A 25974-nucleotide genomic window follows, 5' to 3' on the forward strand; every position below is an offset into this window, starting at 1 on the left:
CGTCTGTTTGCCCGGTTATCCCTGGATAGCGCCTTGCCGGACCGCACCACCATCATGAATTTCCGCCACCTGCTGGAGCAGCATCAACTGGCCCGTCAATTGTTCAAGACCATCAATCGCTGGCTGGCCGAAGCAGGCGTCATGATGACCCAAGGCACCTTGGTCGATGCCACCATTATTGAGGCACCCAGCTCGACCAAGAACAAACAGCAGCAACGCGATCCGGAGATGCATCAGACCAAGAAAGGCAATCAGTGGCACTTTGGCATGAAGGCCCACATTGGTGTCGATGCCAAGAGTGGCCTGACCCACAGCCTGGTCATCACCGCGGCCAACGAGCATGACCTCAATCAGCTGGGTAATCTGCTGCACGGTAAGGAGCAATTTGTCTCAGCCGATGCCGGCTACCAAGGAGCGCCACAGCGCGAGGAGCTGGCCGAGGTGGATGTGGACTGGCTGATCGCCGAGCGTCCCGGCAAGGTAAAAACCTTGAAACAGCATCCACGCAAGAACAAAACGGCCATCACCATCGAATACATGAAAGCCCGCATCCGGGCCAAAGTGGAGCACCCGTTTCGCATCATCAAGCGGCAGTTCGGCTTCGTGAAAGCCAGATACAAGGGGCTACAGAAAAACGATAACCAACTGGCGATGTTATTCACCCTGGCCAACCTGTTTCGGGTGGACCAGATGATACGTCAGTGGGAGAGATCTCACTAAAAACCGGAAATAACGCCAGGAATGGCGAAAAAACGGCCTAAATAGGCTAATTCGAGGTGTTTACGGGAGAACAATCGGCCCGGATCCGCGAAATTTTAATCAGCGAGCCAGCTTGGGAAGAAATGACCTGCTTATTCGCACTTTCCATAGCTGCGCAGCAGCCAGTATGTGACGCTTAACAGGGCGCCTAGCGCGATTCCGAACCAGAGACCGTAGTGATTGAGTTGGTCATGGGCATATTGCTCCAGTGCTTTTCCCGCCCAGACAGTCTGTTTGGTGAGTTCATTGGGATCGAAGAAACTGAGGCTGATATTGCTCTCTTCCTGTTTGATCTCCTTGTCGCCACGGGGAAAGTGGACTGTGCTTGCATCGGTATCCTGTCGGCTGAACTCCAGATAGAAGCAGTGGCTGCAGGGGTGTTGCAGCAGGTCGTGGCTCCAGCTGTTATCCAGCACCCAGTAGGCGAGGTTGTCACCGGATCGGTAAAAGGCCACCAGCTCCTGTTCGGTATTGTATTTGGCCACGGTGGCGGTGATCCCCAGTTTGCCGAACTTCTGCCCGCTGTTCTGGAGCTCTTTGATCAGCGGGATCTCCACCCCCAGGCTGGAGCAGCTGTTACCGGAGGCGAGTTCCAACCCTTGCAGGCGGATATGAGCGCTGTAGAAGCGCGGATCGCGCAGCAACTCCATGTCTTTGGCGCCGCAGTTGAACTCAAATTGTGCCAGTTGTTTGTTGATGGCGGCATCCAGCTCCCGGTGGCGTACGGCCATGGCTCCCTTGAGCTCGGCAACCTTCTCTTCCAGCATATGAAAGGCCATCGGCTTGGCAAACCACAGGCCGAGAAACTGGCTGCCCACGACAGGCAGGACGAACAGCAACAGAGCGATCCAGACGGGTGATTTACGCAAAGGAAGTACCTGCCAGTTTCATGAGACACAAATGGACTTAGCCATCATAGAGCATTAGTGCAATCAATTTGAGTCCGAGTTGTCACACTTGTTGATTGATTTTTTAACTGCATGATTTTAAATGTGTTTATTATTAACTTTGGCTAGATTCAATCGCTGACCTGTCATAAATGACAATTGCTCAGCTTATCCGAACTGCATTAGAGTAGCCCTGCGGTTTGACTCACCGTGTGTTCAATACTCCTGTATCTGTTTTTTGTCAGTAGCACAGAGTGTTAGTTTTGATATGAGTGTTCCTTTTGGTCCCCTTTGAGGGACCATTTTTCTGTCTGCCATCCCGCTCTTTCCCGCGTCTGTAGCCCGTCATCCTTGGTATTCTGGCTCTGCTTTGGGTTATGCTTGCCCGCTTAAATTGCAGAAGCGGGATCTTCATCCATAGCTGTGGCCCGATCGCCGCTGCTACCATGAGGCGACATGGATGATGCTGGGCATACGGAAAGGCGCATGAAACTCACTACACAGCTTGTCTCATTTATCACCCTTTGCGTGATCGCAGCCATGGCGACCGTGCTGATTGGCGGGGTGTTCAGCTTTCGCGAGCTGGGCATCGAGTTGCAGCAAAAGAAGGTCGATGCGCTGGTCGAAGTGATCGACAAGCAGCTCGATGTTGCTCACGACATGGAAGATATGGGCCACTGGCTGCCAACCCTGCTGCGGGCTGCCCATGTGGTAGAGCTGGAGGTGCGCCAGAATAACCAGCGGGTCTACTGGTTCCGCGATGTGCGCAATCCGGTCGACGAACAGCTGCTGGTGCCATACAGCCACCCGCTGCCCCATCAGGCCGGCATGCAGGCCAACTTCAAACTGGAGCGCCCCTTCAAGGAGGCGGAATACTCCATCAAGGCGATGTCCGGCATCTCGCTGGGCATTTTTATCGTGGTGTTCGGTCTCTGGTACTCCATCCGCTGGCTGCGCCAGCAGCTGCGCGGGGCCGAGCTGCTGGGCATTCGCGCCCAGCTGATCCTCGATGACAAACTCTCCAAACTGAGTCATGACCCCGCCGAAGAGTGGCCGGTGGCCGCCAGTCAGGCTCTCGATCATCTGCTCGCCGAGCTGGCGGATGCCCGCAAGGAGCGCAGCCGCTTCGACAACTTCATTCGCAGCAACGCCTTTGTCGACAAGATGACCGGCATCGGCAATCGGCTGTTTTTCGACAACCGGCTGGAGAGCGCCATCATGGAGGCGAGCGTGATGAGCGGCGGCGTGCTGCTGATCGATCTCGCCTGTCTGGAGGAGCTGGAGGCCGATCAGTTCGAGCTGCTGGGGCACGATTTGATGATGGAGGCGAGCGCCACCATAGGTGCCTTCGTGCGAAAACACAACGGCGCCCTGCAGGCCCGCTACGCCGGTCAGGTTTTTGCGGTGTTGCTGCCCAATATGTCCGAGAGCGAGATGGTGGATAGCGCCAGCCAGCTGCTCAAGAGCCTGCAACGGCTGCATTGGCCGCAGGAGGTCAACCCTGAGACAGCGGTCTATCTCGGCGCCGTCTGTTATCAGGCACAAGACAGCCTGCTCAAGGTGCAGGAGGAGGCTGAGCTGGCCCTCAAGAGCGCCCGCCTGCAGGGCCACAACGGCTGGTTCCTCTACGAGAAGCAGCTGGATGAAGAGCAGAGCAGCAAGGGGACGGTACGCTGGCGCACCCTGATCAGCCGCCGTCTCGAAGAGCACGGCATCGAATTTTACACTCAGCCGATCCAGCAGGATCGGGGGCAGGTGGTGTTGCAGCAGGAGCTGCTCACCTATCTGCACGACGAGCAGGGACGGGCTTTGCAGGCGGGGATCTTCATGCCGATGGCGGAGAAGGTGGGCTTGTTGCTGCAACTGGATCGGCTGGTGGCGGAGCAGACCCTCACCCTGCTGCGCCAACGATCCGAGCAGAGCTGCCCCATCAGCCTGACCCTCAGTGCCCAGAGCCTGCTCAACCGCGAGTTCCAGCGCTGGCTCTTCTTCGCCCTGTTCCAGCTGCCGCGCAGCACCAACGAGCGGCTGATCCTGCAACTCTCCGAATCCCAGGTGACCCGTCACTTCGAGGCGCTCAAGCGGCCGCTGCGCTCCCTGCGGATGCTGGGTTGCCAGCTGGCCATCGATCATGCCGGTCAGGATGTGGTGAGCACCCAGTACATCAAGGAGTTCGAGATCAACTTCCTCAAGCTGCACCCCAGCCTGGTGCGGGAGATCCATGCCCGTCAGGTCAACCAGATGGCGGTGCGCAGTCTGGTAGGCGGTTGTGCCAATACTCGCACCCGGGTGCTGGCAGTGGGGGTGGAGAGTGGCGACGAGTGGAAGATGCTGCGCCACCTTGGGGTGCATGCAGGGCAGGGGCCCTGGTTTGCCGAGCCCCAGCGGCTGGTGCTGGAACCGGCTGGTGATTGAGATAAACAAGAGAGGGTCGCCTTGGGGCGACCCTCTCTTGCTTGCGATGCTGTTTGCGGTTGCCGTCAGGCGGGGCTCACAGTCGCCCCTGCTCCCGCAGCCCGGCGAGCCCTTGCATACCGCCGGTGTGGATGAAGACGATTTTGCTGCCGAGGGCGATACGGCCTGCCGCCAGCTCGCGAAACAGTCCCCACATTGCCTTGCCGCTATAGATAGGCTCAAGGGGCAGATCGGTCGTGGCGCTGAAATCCTGTACCCACTGCCAGAGGGCCGGGCTGAATTTGGCATAGCCACCATCGTGGTGATCGAGCGCGATGCGCCAACCGGGGATGCTGGCAGCCGCGGGATGGAGGCGACACACCTCGTCAGCGATAAAGCCGCCTCCTTTCAGTACCGCAATGGCGAGGATCTGCTCCCGATCCTGTTTGCCAGCGATCAGGCCCGCCAGAGTGCCGCCGCTGGCGCAGGGCAGTACCCAGAGATCCGGCGAGAAGGGCACTTCGCCGACCAGTTCCGCCACCCCGGGGATGGCCAGCGGGCTGCTACCTCCTTCCGGCACGATCAGGGTATCGGGGGCATCGAATTGGGCCAGCCAGTCGGGATCCTGTCGTCGCCGGTAACTCTGGCGGTCGACAAAAACGAGATCCATGCCCCAGCGCCGGGCATCCCGCAGGGTAGAGTTACTGACGGCGTCATATTCGCCCCGTATGATACCGGTAGTACGAAGACCAGATTGGCACCCCGCTGCCGCCAGCGCGTGGATATGATTGGAGTAGGCGCCGCCAAACGAGAGCAGATGCCGTTTGCCGTGCTCTTTGGCATGCAGCAGGTGGTACTTGAGCTTGCGCCACTTGTTGCCGGAGATGGCCGGATGGATCAGATCATCCCGCTTGCACCACAGCTCGACACCATAGCGGGTCAGCAACGGATGGTGGAGGCGTTGCAGGGGGGAAGGGAGGATGGCTTGACCCTCTGATTCGGCGGAAAGGCTGGCTTGCAATGGTGAGTCCGTCTTTTAATCTGGAGGCTAATCTGCTGTTTATGTTAATATTTCATACATTTAATCACTACTGATGGGCGGGCTTACATGAAACAACTGTTCAGACGGTCGACGCCAAGCCGCCAGGTCGGGCTCTTGCTGGCCAATGACAGGATCATGCTGGCTGCGGTGGGCAATCCCCCCGTCTTCGCGACGCGCACCATCAACGGTCCACAGGAGTGGGCAGTGGCCATGAACGAGCTGTTCAGCCGTCATGGGCTGGCCAAGTCTACGGTGCGGGTGGCCCTCGCCGCCAGCCTTTATCAACAGATCCAGATCGACAAGCCTGCCGTGCCTGACGCCGAGATGGCGGGGGCGCTTCCCTGGGCCATCAAGGACTATGTCAGCGAACCCGTGCTGCAACTGGCGATGGATTATGTGGACTTGCCCACCCCGCCTGCCGGTCGTCCGCGCATCAATGTGATCTGCCTGCCCAAGAGCCGGGTGCAACAGCTGGCCGATGCCATCAACGGCATCGCTACCCTGGAATCCATCATCAGCGACGAATTGGCGCTGACCTCTCTCTATGACGCTGACGAGACGGTGCGCATGCTGCTGTGGCAGCCCAAGGGGCAGGATCTGCAACTGCTGGTCTTCCATCAGGGCGGGCTCTGCTTCTCCCGCCAGTTGCGCGGTTTTACCAGCCTGACTGGCGAACATGAGCCGGACAGCATGCTGCTCGATTCACTGGCGCTGGAGATCCAGCGCTCCCTCGACTATCTGGCGGGCCAGCTGAAATTGCCCGATCTGGGGCAGATGCAGTTTGCCGTCGCCTCGCCCTTTATCGGTACCCTAGTGCGCCACATGGAGCAGACCTTCGGCTTTGCCGTCTCCGCCATGGCCAACAAGGCGGTCCTGGCCGGCGTCGAATACCTCTCGGCCTACGCCGCCGCCATCGGGGAGGACGCGTGATGAAACGTCAGATAAACCTCTATGGCGCCGAGTTTCGCCCCAAGCGACAGTGGGCCAGCCTCAATCAGATGGCGCTGGTATGGGGCTTTGCGCTGTTGCTGATCCTGTTGACGGGTGTCGGTTACAGCTGGCAGCAGCAGCAGGTCAGCCGGGCGCTGGCGCAGCGCTCTGCCGAGCTGGAACTCAAGCGCAGCGAGGCGCAGCGGCTCGATGCCGAGCTGGCGCGCCATCAGGCAGATCCCCGGCTACAACAGCAACTGGTCAACAAGCAGGATGAGCTGACGGCCAAGCAGGGGCTGATGCGCCAATTGGGCAGCCTGACCCTGCAAAAATCCCAGGGCTACGCCAGCGTGATGGCGGATCTCTCCCGCATTCGCAACAGCAACCTCTCGTTGCAGCGCATCGAGATCAACGAAGGGCGGATCAACCTCTCCGGCTTTGCCGGACGCAGTCAGGATGTACCGGCCTGGGTCAACCGCTTCAAGCAGACCCCGAGTCTGGTAGGCAAGGAGTTTGGTGAACTGACCCTCGGCCGTGACAAGGAGGGTCGCCTGACCTTCCAGTTGAGCGGCATTGCGCGGGAGAAACCCTGATGAACCTGAAAACACAATGGCAGGCATGGGGCCAGCGTATCGCCGTGTTGAGCCAGCGGGAGCGGGTGTTGATCCTGCTGACCGGTCTGGTGCTGCTGGGCGCGGCCGGACTCTACGGCTGGCTTGATGGCGCTGATACCCGCCTGCAGCAGGATCGCATGGCCCTGAGCGCCGCCGAGCGTGACCTCGAAATCATGGAGCTGGAAAACCTCGGCAAACAGGCCCGGCTAAAGCGGGATCCCAATCAGGGAGTTCGCGACCAGCTGGCGCAAGTCGAGGCGGATTTGGCCCGGATCGACGATGAGCTGAAGGCCCAGACCGTCGATCTGATCCCGGCGCACGAGATGCCGCTGGTGCTGGAGGCGCTGCTCTCCCGCTCCGCCAACCTTCACATGCTGGCCCTCAGTTCGCTGGAGCCGACTCCGCTGATGGCGGGAGAGCAGAAGGTCAATCTCTACAAGCATGGTATCCGGCTTCAGCTTGAAGGCGGCTATTTCGATGTGTATCAATATCTTAAGGCGCTGGAAGCCTTGCCGCGCCACTTTTACTGGAAGCAGTTCGACTATCAGGTCAAAGCCTATCCCGGCGCTGTGGTGGAGATGGAGATCTACACCCTGAGTACCAGCAAGGAGTTTATCCGTGGCTAGAGTGTTTGCGTTGTGCTGTTGCCTGTTCAGCTTGCTGGTACAGGCGGAGCAGGTCGAGGTATTGCAGGATCCCACCGCGCCACTGGCGGATGTGGCGGTTGGCGCCCGTGCAACTGGCGAGAGCAGTGCCGGTTTGCCGAAGCTGCAGAGTGTGGTGCTGGGCAATGGCCCAGCACTGGCGGTACTCAATGGCAAGAGTTATCGGGTCGGGCAACAGGTGGACGGCTATACGCTGGTGGCCATCAATGCCGATGCCGTGGTGCTGGAAAAGGCGGGAAAACGCCATGCGGTAACACTGTTTGCCAGCAAGATCCGGGTTTGAGTCGTGCTTGCCTCTCGAGAGGTGAATCGGCTTTATCGAGTTTAATTGCAAGTCAGGGTGCCCTAATTACATGAAAAAACACCGTCTCTGTCTGATCACCGTGGCCATGATGGCTGCAGGCTGTACCACGTATCAGCACCCCGAGCCGACCCAGGCCAAGGATGCCCTCAAACAGGCCATGAACGAACAGCAGAAACAGGCTGCCCCTCTGACCGCGTTGCCCAAATCGGTGCAAAGTGAATTGCTGCAGTTGAACCGGCCGCAGATGCCGGTCGGCATGCCGGAGAAGCGGCTGCGTATCGCGGCTCACGACGTGGAGGCGGTGGAGTTCTTCGGTTCCCTGTTCAAGGGCTCCCGCTACAGCGTGGCGGTGCACCCCGGGGTGGCCGGGCTGGTCTCCGTCGAGCTCAAGGATGTGACTCTGCCAGAGGTACTGGCGGTGGTGGGCGACATGTACGGCTTCGACGTGCAGCGCAAGGGCAATGTCTTCCATATCTATCCGGCGGGTCTGCGAACCGAAACCATCCCGGTCAATTACCTGATGATGTCCCGTCGTGGCCTCTCCCGCACCTCGGTCAGCACCGGCGGGGTGACTTCTAGTGAGAACAACTCAAACAACAGCGGGTTGAATTCCAACAGCAATACCGAAATATCATCTAGCCAGAATGGCACAGGTATTTCGAGTAATACCAATACTCAAACCACATCGAATGGTACCCAGATTGAGACTGATACCAACAGTGATTATTGGACCGACTTACGTGACACTTTGCAAACACTGATTGGAAATGGTGATGGTCGGGCTGTCATCACCAGCCCACAGGCAGGATTGGTCACTATTCGCGCCTATCCGAAAGAGCTAAAAGCAGTCCGTGAATTCCTGACTCAATCCGAAAGTCATTTAAAACGTCAGGTCGTACTCGAAGCGCGAATTATGGAAGTAGCTCTTAGTGAAGGTTATGAGCAGGGGGTAGATTGGAGCGGTTTGACAGCTAGTTGGGATGGAAATAAAGGTATTCCCAAGGTGGCTCAGCCAGACCTGATGGCGCCTAATATCCCAGAGAGTCAGCAGACCTATAACCTGCTTAAGGGGGGAGGATCCCTTGGCGAGAGTCTGGTTGGTGCAGTAAATCCGATCTTTAACGCAATTGGTGGGGGGGCTGGTTTCACTATTACTGACGGCAACTTCAATGTGGCGGTCAACCTGCTCAAGACTCAGGGGGATGTGAATACCCTCTCCAGCCCCCGTGTCACTGCGACAAACAATCAGAAGGCTGTGATAAAGGTCGGGACGGACGAGTACTTCGTCACCAATGCGACGACGACGATTACCTCAACCACAACAGGGACTGAGCGGACGCCAAATGTTGAGTTGACACCCTTCTTCTCCGGTATTGCGCTGGACGTAACGCCACAGATCGATGAAGAGGGCAAGGTGCTGCTTCATATCCATCCGTCAGTGATTGATACCGAAGAACAAAACAAAACCATCGATCTGGGCACCACGGGAGGCAAGATGACCTTGCCGCTCGCCAAGAGCTCGATCCGCGAGTCGGATACCGTGGTGCAGGCCAATAACGGTGACATCATCGTTATCGGCGGTCTGATGAAGACCGACAAGCAGGAGATCGTCAGCAAGGTGCCGCTGCTGGGGGATATTCCCTGGGTGGGTGAAGCCTTTACCAACCGCCGCGAGAGCACCAAGAAGGTGGAGCTGGTGATCATGCTCAAACCGACCGTGGTGGAGAAAGATACCTGGCAAAACGAGCTGCAACGCTCTTCCGAGCTGCTCGACAAGTGGTATCCGGCCAAGGGCTGACCCATGACACCAGATGCGGTCACCCTTATCCCGAACGGCCTGTGCTGCCTTGCCAGCACAGGCTGCTTGCTTGCCGTGGCAGGTGAGGTCTCATGTACCTGACCCACTTCGGCCTGCAGGAGGCACCGTTCAGCCTCACTCCCAATACCGGCTTCTACTACGGCCTGCCGCCTCACGAAGAAGCGCTGCAGGTGCTCAACTGGGCGCTGGCGCAGGGGGAGGGCTTTATCAAGGTGACCGGCGAGGTGGGTACCGGCAAGACCCTGCTCTGCCGCAAGTTGCTCAGTGAGCTGGGTTCGGAAGCGCGTCCGGTGCGGCTTGCCTGGTTGCCCAATCCCCACCTCACTCCGGCCGAACTGCGCATCGCGCTGGCGCTGGAGCTGGGGTTGGCGGTACGGGATCAGAGCGAGCTGGATCTGACCGATCGTATCCATCGTCACCTGATCAGCCTGCACCAGCAGGGCAGTCGGGTGGTGGTGCTGATCGACGAGGCGCAAGCGCTGCCGGACGAGACCCTGGAGGCGATCCGCCTGTTCGGCAATCTCGAGACCGAATCGAGCAAGCTGCTGCAGATCGTGCTGTTCGGCCAGCCGGAGCTGGATGCCAGACTGGCCAAGCCTCATCTGCGCCAACTGCGCCAGCGGATTGGCTTCTCCTACTGCCTGCGGCCGCTGCGTTTTGACGAGACTCGCGCCTATCTGGAGCACAGATTGCAGGTCTCCGGTTACCGCGGGGCACCGCTGTTTGCAGGTCGAGCCATGCGTCTGTTGTGGCGCGCATCGCGAGGGATCCCGAGACTTATCAATATCCTGGCGCAGAAGTGCCTGATGCTGGCCTATGGTCAGGGTGTGCGTCAGATCGATAGCCATCTGGTACGGCTCGCCATTCGCGATACCGACGATGCCAGCCGCTTTGCGCCACGGCGCTGGTGGCCCCTGTTACTGTTGCTGGGGTGCGCCCTGGCTTATGGAGTCTGGCCATGAGCGTTATCAACCAGATGCTGAAAGATCTGGATCGGCGCCAGCAAGGATCCGAAGGTGCTGCCGTCTATATTGCCCCTGCGCGCCAGCAGGGGTGGTGGATGTTGCTGCTGACCCTGATCTGCGGTCTGGCACTGGGGATCCTCGGTTGGCGAACCTGGATCTACTGGCAGCAGACCCATACCGTCACGGCTACCAGCGAAGTGATCGCCCCCGATGTGGTGACAAGGGCCGCCGCGCCCGTCAGCCAGCCCGAGCCGGTCGAGGTGGCGGCCGCGCTGCCGTTGCCAAATCAGGATGAGGTGAATGATGAGGTCGGGGAACATGACTCTGGTGACACGGCCGACGGTGCCCCCTTCGATGCCTCCAGTGAATTTGACGAGTCCGAGCCGACCGATGAAGAGCTGCAGCCCGAGCTTTACGCCGAACTGGCGGCAGAGCAGCAGGCCGTCGCCAGCGCGCCGCGCAAACCGGGCATATTGAAGATCGAGACGGTTGAGCTGTCAGCCAGGGAGCTGGCGGCACTGGCGGAGCGCAAGGCGACCACCGCCATGGCCAAGGGAAGCCTGCGGGATGCCCAGGACAACTACTATCAGGTGCTGGCCCACGATCCCTATAACCAGCGGGCGCGCGAGCAGCTGGCGGGGCTGCTCTACGGCGAGGGGCGCCTGACCGAGGCCCGTCAGCTGCTGGAGGAGGGGATCCGGCTCGATCCCCGGCAGGCCGATTTTCGTCTGCTGCTGGCCCGCCTTGCCATGAGCGAGGGTCAGCAGCAGCAGGCGCTGGGCTGGTTGTCCGGTTACCAGCCGGATCTTGCCAGCAACATGGACTACTACGCCACTTGGGCCGGGCTGACCCAGGAGCTGGGTCAGAATGCCGATGCGGCGGCGCTCTATGTGAAGCTGCTGCGCCAGCAGCCGGATCAGGGCCGCTGGTGGCTTGGCCTCGGTGTGGCCGAGGATGGTCAGGGTCACAGCCAACGGGCGCTCGATGCCTATCGCAACGCCCTGCTGCACGGCAACCTGGGCGAGGCATCGACCAACTGGCTGCAACAACGAATTGGCCAACTAACCCCTTGATAAACAGCAGGTTTGATTAGCGAAGCCTAATCGGATGCGGCAACGGGTGTGAAGTAACAGAGATCGGAGCAAACATGGCACAACCCAGACTGAAAATGCGCCTCGGCGACCTGCTGGTTCAAGAGCAGATCATCTCTGATGATCAACTGCAGCTTGCCCTGCAGCAGCAGCGCCAGACCGGCCGCAAGCTGGGCACCACCCTGATCGATCTCGGCTTTATCAGCGAGGTACAGCTGTTGCAGTTCCTCGCTCGCCAGCTGGACGTGCCCTTCTTCGATCTTAACAACCTCACCATCGACGCCACCGCGGTGTCGCTGCTGCCCGAAGTGCAGGCGCGCCGTTATCGGGCGCTGGCGGTCAACCTTACCGACGACAAGGTGACGGTGGCCATGTCGGATCCGGCCGATCTGAGCGCACTGGATGCCATCGCCGCCCTGCTCAGCCCCCGCGAGATGGGGCTGGCGGTGGCGCGGGAAGGGCAACTGCTGGAGTACTTCGACCGTCTCTATCGCCGCACCCGCGAGATCGAGAGCTTCGCCGAACAGCTGCAGGAGGAGTATCAGGACTCCGGCTTCGAGCTGGGCTCCAGCAATCTGGGGGCCAATGACGAAGGGGAGGCGACGGTGGCCAAGCTGCTGCGCTCCCTGTTTGAAGACGCGGTGCAGGTGGGGGCCTCCGATATCCACATCGAGCCGGATGAGAAGGTGCTGCGCATTCGCCAGCGGATCGACGGCATCCTCCATGAAAATATCCTCAACGAGGTACGCATCGCTCAGGCGCTGGTGCTGCGCCTCAAGCTGGTGGCCGGGCTCGATATCTCCGAGAAGCGCTTGCCGCAGGATGGCCGTTTCAACATGAAGGTGCGCGGCCGCGATGTGGATGTGCGGATGTCTACCATGCCGGTGCAATATGGCGAGTCGGTGGTGATGCGTCTGCTGGATCAATCCTCCGGCATCCTGTCACTGACCGAGACCGGCATGCCGCCGGAGATCCTGACCCGTTTCCGCCGCCAGCTCAAACGGCCGCACGGGATGATCCTGGTGACCGGCCCGACCGGCAGCGGCAAAACCACCACCCTCTATGGCGCGCTCTCCGAGCTCAATCAGTCCAGCCACAAGATCATCACGGTCGAAGATCCGGTGGAGTATCGCTTGCCCCGCGTCAATCAGGTGCAGGTCAACCCCAAGATAGGCCTCACGTTTTCGCACGTGTTGCGCTCCACCCTGCGTCAGGATCCGGACATCCTGCTGGTGGGGGAGATGCGGGACAACGAGACGGTGGAGATCGGCCTGCGTGGTGCCATCACAGGTCACCTGGTGCTGACCACCCTGCACACCAACGATGCGGTGACTAGTGCCTTGCGCCTTATCGACATGGGGGCGCCCGGCTATCTGGTGGCGAGCGCCCTGCGGGCGGTGGTGGCCCAGCGGTTGGTGCGGCGGGTGTGCGAGCACTGCGCCTGCGAGACAGCGCCGGACCAGGGGCAGGCCACCTGGCTGACCGTGCTCTCCGGCGAGGCGCCCGGTCAGCACATCTATCACAAGGGACGGGGTTGCCAGAGCTGCAACTTTACCGGTTATTCCGGCCGGATCGGGGTCTACGAGCTGCTGGAGCTGGATCAGCCGATGATGGATGCCCTGCGCCGCAACGATGCGGAAGGGTTCGCCAGGGCGGCCCGTCAACACGAACACTACCGGCCGCTGGCCCTCACTGCCCTCGATTATGCCCGTCAGGGGATCACCTCGGTGGATGAGGTACTCAGGCTGGCTGAGGATTTGGGGTAAGCGATGGCTAACTTTGCCTACAAGGGGCGTGACAGCCAGGGCAACGCCACCAGTGGCGTGGTCGACGCGGCCAGCGAGATGGCGGCCGCCGAACAGCTGATGCGCCGTGGCGTGATGCCGACCGAGCTCAAACCGGGCAAGGCCAAATCTGCTGCCATCGACTGGTCCTTGTTGTTGGAAGGGGGCGTCAAGCTGGACGAGCTGGTGATTTTCAGCCGCCAGATGTATGCCCTGACCCGGGCCGGGATCCCGATCCTGCGTGCCATCGCTGGACTGGAGGAGAGCACCCACAGCAAGCCGCTCAAGCGGGCGCTTCATTCGCTGGGGGAAGATCTCGGCAACGGTCGTCCGCTCTCCAGCTCGATGCAGGCGCACCCCAAGGTATTCAGCAGCCTGTTCGTCGCCATCGTCCATGTGGGTGAGAATACCGGTCAGCTGGAAGAGGCCTTTTTGCAGCTCGCCACCTATTTCGAGCTGGAGTTGGAGACCCGCAAGCGGATCAAGACCGCGATGCGCTACCCCAGCTTTGTGATGATCGCCATCGGTATCGCCATGGTGATCCTCAATATCATGGTGATCCCGGTCTTTGCCGGCATGTTTGCCAAATTCGGGGTGGAGTTGCCGCTGGCGACCCGTATTCTGCTCGCCACCTCGCACTTTTTTGTCAACTATTGGTGGCTGCTGCTCGCCATTCTGGCGGGGATAGTGTTCGGTTGGCGCCGCTGGGTCGCCACCACCAAGGGCAAGCTGACCTGGCACCGCTGGCAGCTCAAGTTGCCGATCGTCGGCACCATCATAGAGCGCTCCCTGCTGGCCCGTTTTGCTCGCAGTTTTTCCATGATGCTCAAGGCCGGCGTGCCGCTCAACACGGCGCTGACCCTGGTGGCCGATGCAGTAGATAACGCCTGGATGGCGGGGCGAGTGAGGGATATGCGCGCCGGTATCGAGCGGGGCGAGAGCCTGCTGCGCACCGCCGGCAACAGCGGCCTGTTTACCCCGCTGGTGATGCAGATGATCGCCGTGGGGGAGGAGACCGGTCAGGTGGACGACCTGCTCCATGAAGCGGCCGAGTATTACGAGCGGGAGGTGGATTATGACCTCAAGAGCCTCACTGCACGGATCGAGCCGATATTAATCGGGATTGTGGCGGTGATGGTGCTGATCCTGGCGCTTGGTATCTTTACGCCCATGTGGGACATGATGAGCGCAGTAAGAGGCAAGTAACTCGGTATCTTCACACCTGAGTGGTGGGACATGATGAGCGCAGTAAGAGGCAAGTAACTCGGTATCTTTACACCTGAGTGGTGGGACATGATGAGCGCAGTAAGAGGCAAGTAACTCGGTATCTTCACACCTGAGTGGTGGGACATGATGGGCGCGGTTCGTGGCAAGTAATCTTGCTGGAACTGGATATCTTCACGTCTGAGTGGTGGGACGTGATGGGAGCCGTAAGAGGCAAGTAACTCGGCATCTTCACGCCGGAGTGGTGAGACATGATGCGCGTCGTAAGAGGCAACAGGGCGGTGGAGTCGAGGACGGGATGAGCAGACAGACGCAGCAGGATGATCGCTGGCTGACCGGATATCGGCGGATCGCTGTGGTGATCCTGCTGATGGTGATCGTCGCTACCCTGGTGCGCAGCTATCAGGGCCACCGGGAAGAGGCGCAGCAACTGGCGCTCACTCTGCTGGGGGAGCAATTTGCCGAGCGGATGCAGCGTTTGCACGGTATCTGGCTCGATGAGCGGCGCCCCGACACCCTGCATAGCGCAGGACATGGCTGGCAATTTGATGAGCGTGGTTGGCCACTGGGGTTATTGCCCCTGCAATCCCCATCAGAAAATTGCCGTCAGTTGTGGCTGGCACTGATGGGTGAAACGAAGGGGGGCATGCCTCCCCTGCAGGTTCTGGCCCGCCCCGATGGCAGTGGGTGCGAGATGGGGTGGGATGGTTATTGGTTGATTTATCAGTTTTCTGACGGGCGGGTGATGAAAAAGCCTTGAATGAAACTAATCATATGACCCAACTACATGATTTTTTTAGGTATGCATGAAATAATACGGGGCATTACGGAGGGAGCATGACAATGAAACCAATGGCACCAACAATGCCGGAACAGGGGATGATGAGACAGGCAGCCGGCTTCTCCCTGATTGAGCTGGTGATCGTTATCGTGATCTTGGGGATCCTGGCGGTGACGGCGCTGCCCCGTTTTCTCGATGTGACCGACGAAGCGAAAAAGGCCAGCGTGGAGGGGGTTTCTGGCGGTTTTGCTACCGGCGTTTCACTGGTGCGGGCTCAATGGGAGGCGGAAGGTCGCGCCAAACAGGACAGTCTCAATACCGTGCTCTATGACGGCAGCCGCTTCTATCTGACTACTCCGACTGACAGCCAGATCAGCAACGGCGAGCTGTCGCCCGGCTATCCGATGGATACCGTTGCCAGTGGTAATCCCGATGTGGATCCGGCTAATCTGACCGCCGAACGTTGTCTCAATATTTGGGAGGGGTTACTGCAAAACCCGCCCAAGGCTACGGCCAACTTCAATGAAGTACGCGGTAGCGGCAATGACCTGAAATACTATGCCACAGTGAGCAGTAATGGACTGGATTCGGTCTGCCGTTACTATTTGGTCAATAGTTTGAGTAAGGGCAGTGATGGCAAGTATCAGGATCCGCAAGGCAAGACTGATGCATTTATGAGTTTCAGTTACCGTCCGGCTTCCGGTCAGGTGACCACCAATATTAATTAACAGAGGAAAGTGAAATGAAAAAACAGGCGGGTTTTACCCTGATCGAACTGGTTATCGTGATCATCATTCTGGGTATTCTGGCGGTCACCGCTGCACCCAAGTTCCTGAATCTGCAGGATGATGCTCGTAAAGCAGCTGCAGATGGTGTCAAAGCATCTCTGCAAAGCTCTTCCCAGTTGGTATATAGCAAAGCTGCAATTCTGGGAATTGAGGGTACCTCTGGTGCTGTTTCTGTAGCCGGAACCACAGTTAACACCAAATTTGGTTACCCACTCACCACAGATGCAGGTAAAACTGTTGCTCTGGATGGCTGGAGTGAAGTATCTGGTACTCCTGGTACTTTTAAACCCAGCAACGAACCTAACAGTAAGTGTGCTGTGACTTATGCGAATACTATTACTGCTGCAGGTGGCGTTCCCTCCATCGCAGTAAGTACTGAATGCGGTAAATAATGATAAAAAAGGCGAGGCTTCGGCCTCGCTTTCTCTTTTCCCTGATGAGAACCTCCATGCCTGCAACCAAGGGCTTTACCCTGATTGAACTGGTACTGGTGATCCTGTTACTCGGGATTCTGGCCGCCTTTGCCGTGCCCAAATGGCTGGGCAAAGGCGGCTTTGAAACTCACACAGTGCGTGACGAACTGCTGACCCGGCTGCGGTTGGTACAGACCATCAATATGCATGAACCGGCCGACCGCTGCACCCAGTTGGTGGTCGCCTCTCCCCGTTTTGCCCACCGTACTTATAAGGCGTGTCCGGATCGCGATGATCTGGATACCAATAGCGGTTGGAATGCCAATTTGGAGGCGCGTGGTCGGCTGGTGACCGCCTCTGCCGGAATCACTATTTCCCTGAACAGCAACAACAACTTCGTGCTGCGCTTCGATCAGATGGGCAGACCGCTAGGCATTAGCTGCGCCACCGGCTGTACCTTGCTGGTGAGTGATGGTCGCGAAACTAGCCGTATCAAGATTGAGTCAGAGGGGTTTATTCATGAGATCCCTTAAGCGCGGTTTTACCCTGATTGAGCTGATCGTTGGCATAGTGCTGCTGGCCGTGGCGCTGACGGGCATCTTGGGGCTGCTGATCAATCAGGCGCCGCAAGCGGTGGATCCGGTGCAGCAGGTGCGCGCTGCCCAACTGGCCCAACGCCTCTCTGGCGAGATCCTGCAAAAGTCGTTTGATGAACAGTCGGATCATAACGGTGGTCGCTACCGTTGTGGCGAGACGGTGACCAATGTCATCATTCCTGCTTGCTCGACCAGCTATGGCCCGGATGTGGATGAACGGGAGCCCTACACCTTTAACGATGTGGATGATTATCAGACCAGCGCTATTTGTGCCAAGGGCTGGGATGAGGTTAGCTGTTTGAACGGTGAGTGGATTGAGGCGGCATTCTTTACGCAAGCTGACTCCAAGGTCGCAAGCGATGAGTATCGCAACTATCAGGTCAGGATCGCCGTTACGCCGGATAACCTGTTTGGCAGCCAAGGCTCTAAGGCGGAGTCTATCGGCAAGCGAGTTTTATTGCAGATAAAGCTGCCGGATCAGAGCGTGCTCGACTTCGCCTTTTATCGGGGGAACTACTGATGGGCAAGTCTGTGCCAACCCAGAATTTCGGTGTTGGGCTTCGCAGGCTCAGCACCAACTTACCGCGTACCCAGGGTTTTACCTTGGTCGAGTTGGTGATGGTGATCCTGCTGCTGGGGATCATGGCGACCTTTACCAGCCAGTTTATCGGTATCGGCACCCAGATCTACGGCGATGCCAGCAGCCGTGAGCAGCTGATGAGCGATGCCCGTTTCGCTATGGAGCGGCTTAACCGCGAGCTACGTGATGCGGTGCCGGGCTCGGAACGCATTGAAGATCAAAACGGTAACTGGTTGGATCAAGGTTCTTGCCTGCGGTTCTGGCCTATCAGCAACTCAGGGCGCTATCTGGCCCTCAATCGCCCGTCTGGCTCCTCGTCCACACTTGAGTTGGTCATGGTGGCACCGCCTGTTGCGGTTGAGCGGAACAAGGACTGGTTGGTGGTGTTTCCCCAACCCGTTTCCACTGGTGTGCAGTCTATAAAGGATCGCTGTGATTATGGTCGCTGTGTGGCGCTGGTTGAGTCGGTGGGCCCGGTGATCTCTGGCGCCCAAACGATAGGGTATAACGATGCGCCACTGGATGGCCTCTCTCCCGGCAGTCGGGTCTACTTTGCCAACCAGCAGGTACGTTACTGTGTGGAGGGCGGCACGCTCACCCGCGCCGCCGCGGCCATTGGTACTCCTTTACCTGCGCAAGGCGTATTGATGGCGGATTCACTGCGGGTTGGTGCTTTCTATCGGGAAACCTCGGCGTTTAATGCCGAAGGGGAGTTTGGCCTGCGTTTCGTCTTCGAGCGTAAGGGCGAGTCGGTCACCTTCAACCACAAGATAGGGGTGCTTAATGTTCCCTAAAATGCTGACGCCCAAACGGCAAGGGGGCAGTGCCCTGATGATCGCCCTGTTTGTCATTGTGGTGATGGCGCTGCTGGCGGCGGCGTTGGGTCGCCTGCTGACGGACAGCAGCGAGAAAAACACGGTGGAGGTGCGCAGTGTGCGGGCCCTGCTGGCTGCCCAGAGCGGGCTGGAGATTGCCCTGTACCAGCTTTTTCCTAACAGACCGGCCGCGCCACCTGCGGATCGATGTAGCGTGGTGCAGGCCCCGCCTCAGTTTAGCAATCCTGGCTTGGTAGGTTGTCAGGTAGCCGTAAGTTGCCAGGAGGTACCGGTGACCTATAACACCCAGAAAAGCACAGGCTACAGGTTACAGAGTGTCGGAACCTGCAGTACCACCGGTACCACCGGTACCACCGATCTTAACAGTGCCAACCCAGACTTTGCTGTCAGTCGTTCGATGATGGTGGAAGCCTTTGAGGAGGGATCGCCATGACCTGCAAAAGTATGCTGGTGGCCAGTGCGCTGACGCTGGTAGCCAGTTGTGCTGCTGCGTTCGAACCGGTCGATATTGCCACCTATTTCCCGGCGGTGGCACAGGGCCATCATGGTAACAATAACAATACATGTCATCAGATAACCCCCCCCCAATTCCGGCAATACAACACCAGCCGGGTCAATGGGACGCAAGGCAATGCCCTGCCGTTTTGTGGTATCAATGCCTACTATGAGCGCTCCCCGCTGGGATGTGATTCCGTTATCGGTGGCGATGGCCGTTACTGCACCGTCACGAACAGGGATATTCGGGGGCTGGCGACGAATGGCGATAATGAGTTTCTGAGCAGTAATGGTGCTGCTGGTAGCATTTGGTACTGCAATAATGGTGACAATCTGACGCTGGGACGCAGCGGCAACCAATATGATTCTGTCACGCTATATGCCCGCTGCACCGTCAGTGCCAGCTCGAACTTTTCCGAATACCGGTTCAAATCGCTGGCAATTGGCAGTGGTGCTCGTTTGGTGTTGACCGAGGGCGACTATTGGGTCGATCGGCTATCCCTCGTTCAAGGGGGGGAGATTGTGTTGCAAGGAAATGCGAGGATCTTTGTCAACCAGAGTGCAACCATCAGCGATAGCTTGGTGAATATCTCGGCTCACAACAGCTTGCTGCTGATCGCCTACAACAATCTGACATTGACCGGCTCCAGCCAGGTGACGGGTTATGTTTACGCGGATAAAACGATTTCATTGAACAATAGTGCCATCATAAATGGCCGGACCACCAGCCGTTACCTGTTTATGGAGGGGCAGTCCCGGATTAATGACAGCCCCTTTGCCCCTCCCCCGTTAACCTGTTTTAACGATGATTTTTCATCAGGTTCACTCAGTGATGATTGGGTGGTTAAAACCAGCAGCGGCTCATTCACCCCTTCTATTGTCGGTGGTCGCTTGCGTTTGACCCAAGCGGTTGGCAACCAGTCAACATCGACAACGTATCAACGTCTGTTTCCTGCGGCCAACAATCTGGTGACGATTACCTTTAACCACTATGCCTATGGGGGCAACGGGGCTGATGGGATGGCTGTCGTGCTTTCTGATGCCAAGGTCACCCCTCAACCGGGCGCGTTTGGTGGGCCGTTAGGCTATGGTTTCAAACCGGGTATTTCCGGTTTCGCCGGTGGCTGGCTGGGTATTGGTTTTGATGAGTATGGCAACTATTCAGGGGAGGGGGGCACATACAATGTTGGGCGGCGTCGACAAGCCGTTGCTATTCGAGGGTCGGGGTCGGGCACGAGTGGTTACCGGTATTTGAAAGGGACCTGTAACGATGGGACAACCAATATAAATACGAACTGTTTGAATCCTGGTGTGGATGGCAATGGTGGTGCCAATCACAAATATCAGCTGACCATCGATTCACGTATCAGCGGACAATCCATGATCAAAGTGGAGCGCGATAGCGGGAGTGGTTATGTCACGCTGATCGATGGGTTCAATGTCCAGAACCAGAGTGGTCAGGCTCAGGTGCCGAGTGACTTTTTGCTCTCGCTGACCGGTTCAACGGGTGGTTTAACGAACATCCATGAACTCGACAACGTGCAGATTTGTGCCCTGCAATCCAACCCGGTTGGCCTGCAAATTGACCACTTTCGACTCGAACACTCCGGCCAGCCGTTGACGTGTAACCCTGAAACGGTGACGGTGAAAGCCTGCGCCAATGCCGCGTGCACCGCGCTGATCACCGACCCGGTGACCGCCACATTGAGCCTCACGCCGACATCTGCCAGCAATGGCTGGATTGGCGGCAATACGGTGACCTTCAGCGGCGGTTCGACCAAGGTGCAGTTGCGCAACAATACGCCGACCGCGGTGACTATCGGCGTTGCCGGTTCGAATCCGACGACCAAGCCATTCAGTACCACCTTGTGCAAGGCCGGGGCTGGCACGTCCAGTGCAGCAGCTTGCACCCTGAATTTTGCCGATAGCGGCTTCTTCTTTGATGTGCCTGATACCTATTCCAGTCAGCCGCAGACGGTGACCATCAAGGCGGTCAAAAAGAGCGATGTGACCAAGCAGTGTGTGCCGGGATTTGCCAGCCAAACCAAGAGCGTCAAGTTCTGGAGCAGTTATATCTCTCCGGCCAGCAACGCTTACAACAGCAAGATGAGCGTTAACAATAGTGTGCTCGGTACCAGTCAGGGTGCTGCAACGCCGCTCTCCCTCGTATTCGATGCGCAGGGGCAGTCGACCATCACGGTTAATTATCCGGATGCGGGCAAGGTGCAGCTGGATGCCAGCTATGATGGTACTGGCAGTGAAGCCGGTCTGGTGATGCTAGGCGCGGATCAGTTTGTGGCACGTCCGGTCGGCCTGTGCATCACGCCCCCGCAAGGGGTCTGCGCGGCAGGTGACAGCAGTTGTCCGGTATTCAAAAAAGCGGGGGAAACGTTCCAGGTAGATATCAAGGCGATGGCCTGGGAGTCGGCCAATGATGGGGATATTTGCAGTGGGAACCAGACCACACCCAACTTTGTGTTGAGCGGAATCGGTCTGGGCAGCACCCTGGTGGCACCCAATCCGGGCACCAATGCCACGCTGGGATCGGCCACCTACAACCATGTGGCGGCGACCAACAGTCTCAACAGCGTTAATCAGACTGTGAGCGAGGTGGGAGTGTTCCGGATGACGGCGACCCCGCCAGCCAACGGCTACTTCAATTACACGATTCCATCGGCCCAGAGCCAGCCGGTGGGGCGGTTTATTCCCGCCGACTTCAATCTGGCCAGTGGCGACATCATACCGGCCTGCAATGCGTTCTCTTATATGGGCCAGCCCTTCGGCGTTGCGCTGGATGTGCGAGCCCGTAACATGACGGGTGGGCAGACCCAGAACTATACGGGACCCTTTGCCAAGGGCGAGGGCTACCTCTCGGTGGCCAATAACAGGGATGGTCAATCTCTGTCGAGCCGCTTGCGCAGTCTGCAGTCGCTGCCATGGCTCAATGGTCGGGCGGCCTTGACGACCGGGAGCAGTGAGTTTATGCGCCTCTCTGGCACCCAACCGGATGGTCCTTATAAGTCTTTGCTGTTTGGCCTGTATATGAGGGATAACGATGGCGACAGAACGCTGATTGCCAACCCCGATTTCAACGATGCGGTGGCCGGTAATTGCAGTGGGGGCAGTTGTAATGCCCGCTTGATTGACAGCGTGCCCATGACCGCCTACTTCGGCCGCCTGCTGGCCGGGAAAAATCGTGGTGTGAACAGTGCCGAGTTGCCGGTGACGTTACTGATGCAGCGTTTTGAACCGAGCGGATGGGTGACCAACAACGAGGACAGCTGTACTCAGCTTTCGTTGGCAAATGATGGCTTCGACCCACTGCCCTTGATTGAGCCGACAGACCCAGATCGCAAAATCAGTTTTAACAGTGCGAGCTCATCTTTTCAGGTCAGCGGTAAGGTACCCCAGCCCTATAGCAGTACCCTGACGCTCAGTGGATTGCAGGCGGCCAGTTCAGCCACGGCCAAACAAGGCGAGATCATCTTTCATTTCTCTGCCCCCCATGTGGATGTCAGGATCCCTTACCGGGTTGATTTGGCAAATCAGCCGTCGCAGCCGCTCTGGTTATCTGACCCGGTTACGCTGCAGGGCGAGGCTAGGTTCGGCTCCAGCCGGGGTAATGACAGAATTATTTATCGGCGCGAAGTATTGCATTGAATGATGTGAAAGGGGGGCTGGCTCAACAGCATCCCCCTAAATCCTTGTTTATTAGTGTTTGCAAGCGCGTGCGAGTGAGTGATGACTCGCATTTTTGTCGCGCCTGATTGATTGGCGACAGTTTGAGCGCTTGCCCATTGGGGTGGGCATTGGTAAAGTTAGCCGGTTTTCTGCACCTCCAAATTCTTAGGATTTCCCGTAGCCATGTTCAAAAAGCTCAGAGGCGTCTTTTCCAACGATCTGTCGATCGATTTGGGAACTGCCAACACCCTGATCTATGTAAAAGATCAAGGGATCGTCCTTAACGAACCCTCAGTTGTCGCCATTCGCCAAGAGCGCGGGAACGCCAAATCGGTCGCTGCCGTTGGCCATGCCGCCAAGCAGATGCTGGGCCGTACCCCGGGCAACATCTCCGCGATCCGCCCGATGAAAGATGGCGTGATCGCCGATTTCTACGTGACCGAGAAGATGCTGCAGCACTTCATCAAGCAGGTTCACGACAACAACTATTTTCGCCCCAGCCCGCGCGTGCTGGTGTGTGTACCGTGCGGTTCAACCCAGGTTGAGCGTCGCGCCATCAAGGAGTCCGCACTGGGCGCCGGTGCCCGTGAGGTCTACCTGATCGACGAGCCTATGGCTGCTGCCATCGGTGCCGGCCTGCCGGTCTCCGAAGCAACCGGCTCCATGGTGGTTGATATCGGTGGTGGTACTACCGAAGTAGCCATCATATCTCTGAACGGTGTGGTCTACTCCCAGTCCGTCCGTATCGGTGGCGACAAGTTTGACGAAGCGATCATCAGCTATGTCCGTCGCAACTACGGTAGCCTGATCGGTGAAGCCACCGCCGAGCGCATCAAGCACGAGATCGGCTCTGCCTATCCGGGTGAAGAGGTGCGCGAGATTGAAGTGCGCGGCCGTAACCTGGCCGAAGGTGTACCGCGTAGCTTCACTCTCAACTCCAACGAGATCCTGGAAGCGCTGCAAGAGCCGCTGTCCGGTATCGTGGCTGCCGTGATGGTGGCGCTGGAGCAGTCTCCGCCGGAACTGGCTTCCGACATCTCCGAGCGCGGCATGGTGCTGACCGGTGGTGGTGCCCTGCTGAAAGACATCGACCGTCTGCTGATGGAAGAGACCGGTATCCCAGTGGTCGTTGCCGAAGATCCCCTCACCTGTGTGGCCCGTGGTGGCGGCAAGGCGCTGGAGCTGATCGATATGCACGGTGGCGATCTGTTCCACTACGAATAAGACCCAAAGCCGGCCAGCGTGCCGGCTCTTTTTTGACGACCCATGAAACCCATTTTTGGTAGAGGCCCTTCGCTTCAGTTACGGTTGTTTCTCGCCGTCATCATCTCCATTGCAGCCATCGTCGCGGATTCCCGCTTCGGTGTGTTCAGCCACGTCCGCGTCTACCTCAGTTCGTTAGTCAGTCCGTTGCAGTACATGGCCAATGCGCCTGGCACCCTGCTTGACACCATGTCGACCCAGGTGCAGACCCGTGCCGATCTTATCGAGCAGACCAAGCAGCAGGAGCAACAGCTGTTTACCCTGCGTGCCCGTCTGCTCAAAATGGATCAGCTGGAACACGAGAATCAGCGGCTGCGTGAGCTGCTGGGTTCGCCGGTGCACAAGGAGTCCCGCAAGATGGTGGCCGAGCTGCTGTCGGTGGATTCCGACCCCTTCAGCCATCAGGTGCTGATCAACAAGGGGGCGCTGGATGGCGTCTACAACGGTCAGGCGGTGATCAACGATCAGGGTGTGATTGGTCAGGTGCTCCACGTGGGCTCCACCACCAGTCGCGTGCTGCTGATCACCGACTCCAGCCACGGCATTCCGGTGCGGGTGCTGCGCAACGACTTGCGCGCCATCGCTTCCGGCAGTGGCGAGCTCGACAAGCTTGAGCTGCGCAACCTGCCGCGCAATACCGATATTCAGGTGGGTGATCTGCTGGTCACCTCCGGTCTGGGTGGCCGCTTCCCGGAAGGTTATCCGGTGGCGACTGTGACCCGCTCCGAGTATGTGGAGGGCAAGCCCTTTGCCCAGGTCGAGGCCAAGCCGCTGGTGGAGCTGGACAGACTGCGCTATCTGCTGCTGCTGTGGACCGACAAGAAGCCTGAAGTACATGATGAGGATGGCGAACGGGCGGCTCCCGCTGCGTCCGCCGCAGGAGCCACCCGCTAATGCTAGAACCCGCCAGCGGCAGGATCTGGATCTGGATCTCGATCCTGCTGGCCTTGAGCCTGTCGATCCTGCCGCTTCCTTTTGAATTTGACCCCTTCCGTCCGGACTGGCTGGCCATGGTGCTCATCTACTGGGCACTGGCTTTGCCGCACCGGACCAACGTCGGCACCGCCTGGGTGGCGGGCCTGCTGCTGGATGTGCTGCTTGGCAGCACCCTCGGCGTGCGGGCGATGGCGATGGCCATTACCACCTATCTGGCGGCCTTCCAGTTCCAGAAGATCCGCAACTTCTCCCTCTGGCAGCAGGCACTGATCATCGGTGGCCTCTCGCTGGTGGGTAAAATGACGGTATTCTGGGCCGAGCATCTGTTCAGCCAGGCCAGCCTCAACTTCTCCTACTTTTGGTCGACGTTGACGACGATGCTAATATGGCCCTGGGTGTTTCTGGTGCTGCGCAAGGTGCGGCGCCGCTTCAATATCAGGTAAATATGAACAAAAACAACGAACCACAACTCTATCTCGCCTCGGCTTCTCCCCGTCGCCGTGAACTGCTGACCCAGATTGGCTACCGCTTCGAGGTGCTGAAACTGGATGTGCCCGAGCAGCGGGAAGAGGGTGAAAAGGCGCAGGATTATGTCTGCCGTCTCGCCCGTGACAAGGCGATGGCGGGCGTGGCGTGTGCGCCGACGGCGTTGCCGGTGCTGGGTGCCGACACCATAGTGGTGCTGGGCGACCGGGTACTGGAGAAACCGTCCGATCTGCTGGATGCCAAAGATATGCTGGAGTCCCTCTCCGGCAAGGTGCATCAAGTAATGACGGCGGTAGCGCTGGCCAGCAAGGATCGTTGTGACGTGCGTCTGGTCACCACCAACGTGGCGTTTCGCAAGCTGGACGAGGCCGAGATCGAGGCCTACTGGCAGACCGGTGAGCCCTGTGACAAGGCCGGGGCTTATGGCATTCAGGGTATTGCCGGCAAGTTTGTCAGCCGCATCGAAGGGAGCTATAGCGCCGTGGTCGGCCTGCCCCTGCTGGAGACAGACTTGCTGATCAAGCATCATCTGGAACAGCTCAAATAATTTCCCGTCAGCTGTGCTCTGCTGCGTTTCTCCCTTGCGCGCGTTGTACCGGATTGGCTCTATAGAATTCAAAACTGGAACAGGCAAGGTTACT

25 protein-coding genes are annotated in these 25974 nt (G+C 58.4%); 23 read left to right on the forward strand and 2 right to left on the reverse strand.

The window, feature by feature from the left end:
- Nucleotides 1-720, forward strand: a 720-nt coding sequence (locus AB5Y90_RS16355; protein WP_368167272.1) for an IS5 family transposase, incomplete at its 5' end; no start/stop codon positions are given.
- Nucleotides 721-851: 131 nt separating this feature from the next.
- Here the strand turns inward: AB5Y90_RS16355 and AB5Y90_RS16360 are convergent.
- The gene (locus tag AB5Y90_RS16360) at nucleotides 852-1628 is read right to left on the reverse strand and encodes a hypothetical protein (RefSeq protein ID WP_368167274.1); all 777 of its coding nucleotides are present in this window, start codon (nucleotides 1626-1628) and stop codon (nucleotides 852-854) included.
- A gap of 504 nt (nucleotides 1629-2132) precedes the next feature.
- On the opposite strand from AB5Y90_RS16360, the gene AB5Y90_RS16365 reads away from it, so the two are divergent.
- The gene (locus AB5Y90_RS16365; protein WP_368167276.1) at nucleotides 2133-4061 is read left to right on the forward strand and encodes an EAL domain-containing protein; all 1929 of its coding nucleotides are present in this window, start codon (nucleotides 2133-2135) and stop codon (nucleotides 4059-4061) included.
- A 76-nt stretch (nucleotides 4062-4137) separates the two neighbouring features.
- Here the strand turns inward: AB5Y90_RS16365 and AB5Y90_RS16370 are convergent, their stop codons facing one another.
- Nucleotides 4138-5061, reverse strand: a complete 924-nt coding sequence (locus tag AB5Y90_RS16370; protein WP_368167278.1) for a 1-aminocyclopropane-1-carboxylate deaminase/D-cysteine desulfhydrase — start codon at nucleotides 5059-5061, stop codon at nucleotides 4138-4140.
- A gap of 87 nt (nucleotides 5062-5148) precedes the next feature.
- Here AB5Y90_RS16370 and AB5Y90_RS16375 point away from each other — a divergent pair, with 87 nt between their 5' ends.
- The 21 genes from AB5Y90_RS16375 (at nucleotide 5149) to AB5Y90_RS16475 (ending at nucleotide 25880) form a co-directional block, all read left to right on the forward strand.
- Complete coding sequence (locus tag AB5Y90_RS16375; RefSeq protein ID WP_113740375.1) at nucleotides 5149-6012, forward strand: MSHA biogenesis protein MshI; 864 nt, start codon at nucleotides 5149-5151, stop codon at nucleotides 6010-6012.
- The gene (locus tag AB5Y90_RS16380; protein ID WP_005348605.1) at nucleotides 6012-6605 is read left to right on the forward strand and encodes a PilN domain-containing protein; all 594 of its coding nucleotides are present in this window, start codon (nucleotides 6012-6014) and stop codon (nucleotides 6603-6605) included. Before AB5Y90_RS16375 ends, AB5Y90_RS16380 begins: the two co-directional genes overlap by 1 nt.
- Complete coding sequence (locus AB5Y90_RS16385) at nucleotides 6605-7252, forward strand: MSHA biogenesis protein MshJ (protein WP_113740377.1); 648 nt, start codon at nucleotides 6605-6607, stop codon at nucleotides 7250-7252. The genes AB5Y90_RS16380 and AB5Y90_RS16385 overlap by 1 nt, the downstream gene beginning before the upstream one ends.
- Nucleotides 7245-7574 carry an MSHA biogenesis protein MshK gene (locus tag AB5Y90_RS16390; RefSeq protein ID WP_005342886.1) on the forward strand — a complete coding sequence of 110 codons (330 nt, stop codon included), beginning with the start codon at nucleotides 7245-7247 and terminating at the stop codon, nucleotides 7572-7574. The genes AB5Y90_RS16385 and AB5Y90_RS16390 overlap by 8 nt, the downstream gene beginning before the upstream one ends.
- A 70-nt stretch (nucleotides 7575-7644) precedes the next feature.
- Nucleotides 7645-9393: a pilus (MSHA type) biogenesis protein MshL gene (gene mshL / locus AB5Y90_RS16395; RefSeq protein WP_103251125.1), complete on the forward strand. Its 1749-nt coding sequence runs from the start codon at nucleotides 7645-7647 to the stop codon at nucleotides 9391-9393.
- 92 nt (nucleotides 9394-9485) lie between these two features.
- A complete protein-coding gene (mshM, locus tag AB5Y90_RS16400) occupies nucleotides 9486-10376 on the forward strand; it encodes an MSHA fimbrial biogenesis protein MshM (RefSeq protein WP_193860616.1) in 891 nt (296 codons plus the stop codon).
- Nucleotides 10373-11452 carry a tetratricopeptide repeat protein gene (locus tag AB5Y90_RS16405; RefSeq protein WP_368167281.1) on the forward strand — a complete coding sequence of 360 codons (1080 nt, stop codon included), beginning with the start codon at nucleotides 10373-10375 and terminating at the stop codon, nucleotides 11450-11452. Before mshM ends, AB5Y90_RS16405 begins: the two co-directional genes overlap by 4 nt.
- Nucleotides 11453-11526: 74 nt before the next feature.
- Entirely contained in the window at nucleotides 11527-13236 is a 1710-nt protein-coding gene (mshE, locus tag AB5Y90_RS16410; RefSeq protein ID WP_368167283.1) for an MSHA fimbrial ATPase MshE, read from the forward strand.
- A 3-nt stretch (nucleotides 13237-13239) separates the two neighbouring features.
- A complete protein-coding gene (locus tag AB5Y90_RS16415; protein WP_368167284.1) occupies nucleotides 13240-14460 on the forward strand; it encodes a type II secretion system F family protein in 1221 nt (406 codons plus the stop codon).
- A 316-nt stretch (nucleotides 14461-14776) separates the two neighbouring features.
- Nucleotides 14777-15238, forward strand: a complete 462-nt coding sequence (locus AB5Y90_RS16420; RefSeq protein WP_368167286.1) for a hypothetical protein — start codon at nucleotides 14777-14779, stop codon at nucleotides 15236-15238.
- A gap of 77 nt (nucleotides 15239-15315) precedes the next feature.
- Nucleotides 15316-15987 carry a type II secretion system protein gene (locus AB5Y90_RS16425; RefSeq protein ID WP_368167288.1) on the forward strand — a complete coding sequence of 224 codons (672 nt, stop codon included), beginning with the start codon at nucleotides 15316-15318 and terminating at the stop codon, nucleotides 15985-15987.
- Nucleotides 15988-16001: 14 nt separating this feature from the next.
- Nucleotides 16002-16439: a prepilin-type N-terminal cleavage/methylation domain-containing protein gene (locus AB5Y90_RS16430; RefSeq protein ID WP_368167290.1), complete on the forward strand. Its 438-nt coding sequence runs from the start codon at nucleotides 16002-16004 to the stop codon at nucleotides 16437-16439.
- Between the two features lie 56 nt (nucleotides 16440-16495).
- Nucleotides 16496-16993: a prepilin-type N-terminal cleavage/methylation domain-containing protein gene (locus tag AB5Y90_RS16435; protein ID WP_368167292.1), complete on the forward strand. Its 498-nt coding sequence runs from the start codon at nucleotides 16496-16498 to the stop codon at nucleotides 16991-16993.
- The gene (locus tag AB5Y90_RS16440; RefSeq protein WP_368167294.1) at nucleotides 16980-17576 is read left to right on the forward strand and encodes a prepilin-type N-terminal cleavage/methylation domain-containing protein; all 597 of its coding nucleotides are present in this window, start codon (nucleotides 16980-16982) and stop codon (nucleotides 17574-17576) included. The genes AB5Y90_RS16435 and AB5Y90_RS16440 overlap by 14 nt, the downstream gene beginning before the upstream one ends.
- On the forward strand, nucleotides 17576-18430 hold the full coding sequence (locus tag AB5Y90_RS16445; RefSeq protein ID WP_368167296.1) for a PilW family protein: 855 nt from the start codon (nucleotides 17576-17578) through the stop codon (nucleotides 18428-18430). Before AB5Y90_RS16440 ends, AB5Y90_RS16445 begins: the two co-directional genes overlap by 1 nt.
- A complete protein-coding gene (locus AB5Y90_RS16450) occupies nucleotides 18420-18905 on the forward strand; it encodes an MSHA biogenesis protein MshP (protein WP_368167297.1) in 486 nt (161 codons plus the stop codon). The genes AB5Y90_RS16445 and AB5Y90_RS16450 overlap by 11 nt, the downstream gene beginning before the upstream one ends.
- Nucleotides 18902-22627, forward strand: a complete 3726-nt coding sequence (locus AB5Y90_RS16455) for a DUF6701 domain-containing protein (protein WP_368167299.1) — start codon at nucleotides 18902-18904, stop codon at nucleotides 22625-22627. The genes AB5Y90_RS16450 and AB5Y90_RS16455 overlap by 4 nt, the downstream gene beginning before the upstream one ends.
- A gap of 204 nt (nucleotides 22628-22831) precedes the next feature.
- A complete protein-coding gene (locus tag AB5Y90_RS16460) occupies nucleotides 22832-23872 on the forward strand; it encodes a rod shape-determining protein (protein ID WP_005340051.1) in 1041 nt (346 codons plus the stop codon).
- Nucleotides 23873-23914: 42 nt separating this feature from the next.
- Nucleotides 23915-24805 carry a rod shape-determining protein MreC gene (gene mreC / locus AB5Y90_RS16465; protein WP_270905492.1) on the forward strand — a complete coding sequence of 297 codons (891 nt, stop codon included), beginning with the start codon at nucleotides 23915-23917 and terminating at the stop codon, nucleotides 24803-24805.
- Nucleotides 24805-25290, forward strand: a complete 486-nt coding sequence (mreD, locus tag AB5Y90_RS16470; protein ID WP_005340054.1) for a rod shape-determining protein MreD — start codon at nucleotides 24805-24807, stop codon at nucleotides 25288-25290. The genes mreC and mreD overlap by 1 nt, the downstream gene beginning before the upstream one ends.
- Nucleotides 25291-25292: 2 nt before the next feature.
- A complete protein-coding gene (locus AB5Y90_RS16475) occupies nucleotides 25293-25880 on the forward strand; it encodes a nucleoside triphosphate pyrophosphatase (protein WP_005340055.1) in 588 nt (195 codons plus the stop codon).
- Nucleotides 25881-25974 lie beyond the last annotated feature (94 nt).

This window comes from Aeromonas sp. R4-1 (assembly GCF_040908325.1).
Classification (GTDB): domain Bacteria; phylum Pseudomonadota; class Gammaproteobacteria; order Enterobacterales; family Aeromonadaceae; genus Aeromonas; species Aeromonas veronii.

Bases quoted from the DNA above. Each gene is read 5' to 3' on its own strand.
- mreC (WP_270905492.1), top strand. From the start codon at position 23,915: ATGAAACCCATTTTTGGTAGAGGCCCTTCGCTTCAGTTACGGTTGTTT.
- AB5Y90_RS16385 (WP_113740377.1), top strand. From the start codon at position 6,605: ATGAACCTGAAAACACAATGGCAGGCATGGGGCCAGCGTATCGCCGTG.
- AB5Y90_RS16425 (WP_368167288.1), top strand. From the start codon at position 15,316: ATGACAATGAAACCAATGGCACCAACAATGCCGGAACAGGGGATGATG.
- AB5Y90_RS16430 (WP_368167290.1), top strand. From the start codon at position 16,002: ATGAAAAAACAGGCGGGTTTTACCCTGATCGAACTGGTTATCGTGATC.
- AB5Y90_RS16420 (WP_368167286.1), top strand. From the start codon at position 14,777: ATGAGCAGACAGACGCAGCAGGATGATCGCTGGCTGACCGGATATCGG.
- AB5Y90_RS16375 (WP_113740375.1), top strand. From the start codon at position 5,149: ATGAAACAACTGTTCAGACGGTCGACGCCAAGCCGCCAGGTCGGGCTC.
- AB5Y90_RS16445 (WP_368167296.1), top strand. From the start codon at position 17,576: ATGGGCAAGTCTGTGCCAACCCAGAATTTCGGTGTTGGGCTTCGCAGG.
- AB5Y90_RS16380 (WP_005348605.1), top strand. From the start codon at position 6,012: ATGAAACGTCAGATAAACCTCTATGGCGCCGAGTTTCGCCCCAAGCGA.
- AB5Y90_RS16440 (WP_368167294.1), top strand. From the start codon at position 16,980: ATGAGATCCCTTAAGCGCGGTTTTACCCTGATTGAGCTGATCGTTGGC.
- AB5Y90_RS16455 (WP_368167299.1), top strand. From the start codon at position 18,902: ATGACCTGCAAAAGTATGCTGGTGGCCAGTGCGCTGACGCTGGTAGCC.
- mshE (WP_368167283.1), top strand. From the start codon at position 11,527: ATGGCACAACCCAGACTGAAAATGCGCCTCGGCGACCTGCTGGTTCAA.
- AB5Y90_RS16435 (WP_368167292.1), top strand. From the start codon at position 16,496: ATGCCTGCAACCAAGGGCTTTACCCTGATTGAACTGGTACTGGTGATC.
- AB5Y90_RS16450 (WP_368167297.1), top strand. From the start codon at position 18,420: ATGTTCCCTAAAATGCTGACGCCCAAACGGCAAGGGGGCAGTGCCCTG.
- AB5Y90_RS16415 (WP_368167284.1), top strand. From the start codon at position 13,240: ATGGCTAACTTTGCCTACAAGGGGCGTGACAGCCAGGGCAACGCCACC.
- AB5Y90_RS16405 (WP_368167281.1), top strand. From the start codon at position 10,373: ATGAGCGTTATCAACCAGATGCTGAAAGATCTGGATCGGCGCCAGCAA.
- AB5Y90_RS16475 (WP_005340055.1), top strand. From the start codon at position 25,293: ATGAACAAAAACAACGAACCACAACTCTATCTCGCCTCGGCTTCTCCC.
- mshL (WP_103251125.1), top strand. From the start codon at position 7,645: ATGAAAAAACACCGTCTCTGTCTGATCACCGTGGCCATGATGGCTGCA.
- AB5Y90_RS16365 (WP_368167276.1), top strand. From the start codon at position 2,133: ATGAAACTCACTACACAGCTTGTCTCATTTATCACCCTTTGCGTGATC.
- mshM (WP_193860616.1), top strand. From the start codon at position 9,486: ATGTACCTGACCCACTTCGGCCTGCAGGAGGCACCGTTCAGCCTCACT.
- AB5Y90_RS16460 (WP_005340051.1), top strand. From the start codon at position 22,832: ATGTTCAAAAAGCTCAGAGGCGTCTTTTCCAACGATCTGTCGATCGAT.
- mreD (WP_005340054.1), top strand. From the start codon at position 24,805: ATGCTAGAACCCGCCAGCGGCAGGATCTGGATCTGGATCTCGATCCTG.